Raw genomic sequence first — 555 nt, 5'->3', positions numbered from 1 at the left:
CTTGAAGGGCACGGTCACATTGAGCCCGCGGCCGCCGTCGGCCACGAAGGCGCGCACGTCGCCCGGGAAGTCCTCTAGGCTGCCCAGGATGCGCCCGTACTCCACGCGCTCACCGGTCTGCCGGGCGAAGGCGGCGTGGATCTGCGGCGATTTGCTATGGCCGATGGGATTGCCGATGACGGCGTAGTGGTCGGACATCGAAGTTTCGAGTGTCGAGGGGCGAGTTTCGAGGGTTCAGAGGCTAGGGGGTAGGGTCTGAGCCAAGTGAATCGAGTGAAGGATACTCGCTCCTCGACACTCGTCACTCGTCACTCGTCACTCATTCAACCATTGCGCGGCTTGCTTGGCGTAGTAGGTGAGGATGCCGTCGGCGCCGGCGCGCTTGCAGCCCATGAGCGCCTCCAGCACCACCGGGCGCTCGTCCAGCCAGCCGTTCTGGCTCGCGGCCTTGAGCATCGCGTACTCGCCGCTGACGTGGTAGACGAACGTCGGCGCCGCAAAACGCTCCTTCACGCGCCGCACGATGTCGAGGTAAGGCATGCCGGGCTTGACCAT

General features: G+C 64.9%; 1 protein-coding gene and 1 pseudogene. Both read right to left on the bottom strand.

Going from position 1 to position 555, the window contains the following annotated elements; all coding sequences use genetic code 11:
- A pseudogene (gene aroE, locus CKO41_RS18385) lies at window positions 1-198 on the bottom strand (shikimate dehydrogenase); the annotation flags it as partial.
- A 117-nt stretch (window positions 199-315) separates the two neighbouring features.
- The coding region (locus CKO41_RS18380) for a porphobilinogen synthase (RefSeq protein WP_521963703.1) at window positions 316-555 on the bottom strand (240 nt) is incomplete at its 5' end.

Source organism: Thiococcus pfennigii, from assembly GCF_016583835.1.
GTDB lineage: Bacteria > Pseudomonadota > Gammaproteobacteria > Chromatiales > Chromatiaceae > Thiococcus > Thiococcus pfennigii.
The sequence above is the reverse complement of the archived record's forward strand: the minus strand, read 5'-3'. Positions and strand labels throughout refer to the sequence as shown.